Origin of the sequence: Streptococcus handemini (assembly GCF_040984445.1) — a bacterium.
In the GTDB taxonomy this organism is placed as follows: domain Bacteria; phylum Bacillota; class Bacilli; order Lactobacillales; family Streptococcaceae; genus Streptococcus; species Streptococcus handemini.
On record NZ_JBFRYH010000105.1, the window covers coordinates 1 to 3,463 of the forward strand.

The window sequence follows — 3,463 nt, forward strand, 5'->3', positions numbered from 1 at the left end:
TTCCGTCAATGGCTATCAGGCGTTTCGAAAAACGAGTAAAATGTTTAGCTGATACCTCTGCCTCTTCAAGAAGAGCAGACCACATCTGTGTCACTTCTACTAGAACTTGAGGATCTAGAGTCGCAAAAACTCGTTGCAGCGTATCGTGAGACGGAATCCCATTTTCTAACTCCAACACGGTTCGCAAGGAAGACTCATAGGCAGTCCCAAACTCCTCAATTTCATCCCAATATTCTGCACCTGATAGACGCGCAAAGAAAATAAGCAAGACAATATCTGACAATGTGTGCTTAATTTTCCAGGATTCTCTATCATCACGGACACCTATCAAGAAATCCAGTATCTCATTCATAACAAAATCCTCCACTATCTCTAGTATAGCAAAGGATTCGAACTTAGTTTATGAAACTGTTATCTGAAAACGAAACTTTCTTCATGCGTTTGTCGTGGGTTTTCAGTTAGATGAGTTCTTCCGCAAACAGCTAGAAGAGGCAATCAATCAGCTTCTAGCCAATGAATTAACTTCTTTCTTAGGCTATACCGCTCATAGTTACGACGGTCATCACACTGGTAATAGCCGAAATGGTTACTACGAACGGCAGTTTGATACCAAGTATGGGCGACTTCGTTTAGCTATTCCAAGAGACCGCTTAGGCGAGTTTTCATATGTTTGTGGGTGAGTGCTACGCCCTCATCGTGGTTTGTCCCAGACTCGATGATTTGTTTATTTCACAACGATATTGACCAGTTTGTTTGGTACAGCAATGACTTTGACAATGTCTTTACCTGCAATCTCTGCTTGGACTTTTTCATCCGCAAGAGCTGCAGCTTCCAAGTCCTCACGAGAAAGGTCTTTGGCAACGACCAATTTGGCACGAACCTTGCCCTTGATTTGGACAACGATCTCAATCTCGTCTTCAACTAGGAAAGATTCGTCATAAGCTGGCCACGGCACGTAGGAAATACCCTCACTTGAGCCAGTTACGATTTGCCACAGTTCTTCTGCCAAGTGTGGTGCAAATGGAGCGATTAACTGAACAAAGCCTTTCGCATACTCCACATAAAGTGTTTCTTCTTTATTCGCACTGTTGACAAAAATCATGAGCTGGGCAATGGCTGTATTGAACTTGAGCGTTTCAATCTGCTCAGTCACAGCTTTCACCGTTTCATGGTAAACCTTGTCCAAGTTACCATTATTTTCTGCCACAATATCTTTTGAAGTTAGCAAGCGATAGACACGGTCAAGGAATTTACGGCTACCTTCCAAGCCTTCTTCACTCCAAGCAATCGAAGCATCAAGCGGCCCCATAAACATTTCATAGACACGAAGGGTATCTGCACCATATTGGGCCACTACATCATCTGGATTGACAACGTTTTTGAGAGATTTCGACATCTTGGCAGGGGCTTGTTCCAGTTCTTCTCCTGTTTCAATGTTAAAGAAGGAACCATCCCGTTTTTCCACCTTATCAGTCGCCACAAGAGCTCCACGACCATCCCGATAGCTTGTTCCTAAAATCATCCCTTGGTTAAAGAGCTTTTGGAACGGCTCCTTGGTTGGTACAACACCAAGATCATAAAGGAACTTATGCCAAAAACGTGCGTAGAGGAGGTGAAGCACCGCATGCTCTGCACCCCCGATGTAGATGTCCACTGGCAACCAAGCCTTGAGTAAGTCTTCATCTGCCAGTTTTTCGGTATTGTGCGGATCGATGTAGCGGAGATAGTACCAGCTTGAGCCTGCCCATTGCGGCATGGTATTGGTCTCACGGCGACCTTTGACACCGTCTCCACGGGTCACTTCAAGCCAATCTGTCAAGTTAGCTAGCGGACTTTCTCCTGTCCCAGACGGTTTAATATCGCTTGTTTTTGGCAAGACAAGTGGCAAGTCACTTTCTGGAACAGCTGTTGAAGTTCCATCTTCCCAATGAATAATTGGAATGGGTTCCCCCCAGTAACGCTGACGGCTAAAGAGCCAGTCCCGCAAGCGATAGGTCACCTTTTCCTCACCAACACCTGCTTCTTCTAGCCATGAAACGATTTTTTCAATCGCATCTGCCTTGTTCAAGCCGTTTAGGAAGTCAGAATTGATATGAAGACCGTCTTCTGTATAGGCAGCTTCTGTGACATCACCACCTTCGATGACTGCTACAATCGGCAAATCAAAGGTTTTGGCAAATTCCCAGTCGCGACCGTCATGCGCAGGCACCGCCATCACCGCGCCTGTCCCATAGCTCGCTAGCACATAGTCCGCAATCCAAATCGGAATTTCTTGACCATTGACAGGGTTAATCGCATAGGCACCTGTCCAGACACCTGTTTTTTCCTTGGCAAGATCGGTTCGAGCAAGGTCTGATTTGAGACTTGCTTGGTGTTTGTAGTCTGCAACGACTGTAGCTTGTTCAGCCGTCGTAATCACATCCACCAATTCGTGCTCAGGTGCAAGGACTGCAAAAGTTGCACCAAAAAGGGTATCCGGACGTGTGGTAAAGACAGTAAAGGTTTTATCCGTACCTTTAATGGTAAAGGTTACGTTTGCTCCTGTTGATTTTCCAATCCAGTTGCGTTGCATATCTTTGATGGACTCTGGCCAGTCCAAATCTTCTAAGTCGGTCAAAAGGCGCTCTGCATAGGCTGTAATTTTTAGCATCCATTGGCGCATTGGCTTTCTAACTACTGGATAACCGCCTCGCTCAGACGTTCCGTCTGGCAAAACTTCTTCGTTAGCAATAGCCGTTCCAAGTTCTTCCACCCAGTTGACAGGCACTTCAGCCTCATAAGCCAAGCCTTTTTCGTACAATTTCGTGAAAATCCACTGGGTCCACTTATAATAATTTGGATCAGTGGTATTCACTTCTCTGTCCCAATCATAGGAAAAGCCGAGCGCATTGATTTGGCGTTTGAAATTGGCAATATTTTGCGCAGTAAATTCTGCCGGGTCATTTCCTGTATCCATGGCATACTGCTCCGCAGGCAGACCAAAAGCATCCCAACCCATTGGGTGAAGGACATTGTAGCCTTGGGCACGCTTATAGCGGCTTAAAATATCTGTGGCTGTATAGCCTTCTGGGTGCCCAACGTGAAGACCCGCACCACTCGGATACGGAAACATGTCAAGCGCATAAAAATTTGGTTTCTCTTTATCTGTACCTGTTTTGAAGGTGTGATGGTCTGCCCAGTATTTTTGCCACTTAGGCTCAATCACTCCATGATTGTAAAAAGTCATAGCTATTTCTCTCCAATTTTGTATGATATTCCTATTATACCATTTTGTAGGACATTTGCGATAGGAGACGAGCGATAAAATTCAGGATTTTCTTGATTTCTATTCTTAAAGCTAAATTTCAAGTTCAAGTTAGCCAGTCTGTAAAAATTCTCTAGGAGATTTGTAACCCAATATCTTCTTTGGATAGTTGTTAATCCAGTTTTCAATAAATGCGACTTGTTGTTGCGTCGCATTTTT

Annotated in this window: 2 protein-coding genes and 2 pseudogenes; 1 reads left to right on the forward strand and 3 read right to left on the reverse strand. The window is 44.6% G+C overall.

All coding sequences use genetic code 11. The features are described 5' to 3' along the window. On the reverse strand, positions 1–352 hold a 352-nt coding region (locus tag ABPH35_RS10580), incomplete at its 3' end, for a transposase family protein (RefSeq protein ID WP_349988583.1). 94 nt (positions 353–446) lie between these two features. Between ABPH35_RS10580 and ABPH35_RS10585 the strand changes: the two are divergent. After that, a pseudogene (locus tag ABPH35_RS10585) lies at positions 447–665 on the forward strand (transposase); the annotation flags it as partial. 59 nt (positions 666–724) lie between these two features. Here the strand turns inward: ABPH35_RS10585 and leuS are convergent. Further along, a complete protein-coding gene (gene leuS / locus ABPH35_RS10590) occupies positions 725–3,226 on the reverse strand; it encodes a leucine--tRNA ligase (protein WP_349989645.1) in 2,502 nt (833 codons plus the stop codon). 129 nt (positions 3,227–3,355) lie between these two features. After that, positions 3,356–3,463, reverse strand: a pseudogene (locus ABPH35_RS10595) (IS30 family transposase); the annotation flags it as partial.

Coding starts and splice junctions, on each gene's coding strand:
- leuS (WP_349989645.1), bottom strand. CDS start 3,226: ATGACTTTTTACAATCATGGAGTGATTGAGCCTAAGTGGCAAAAATAC.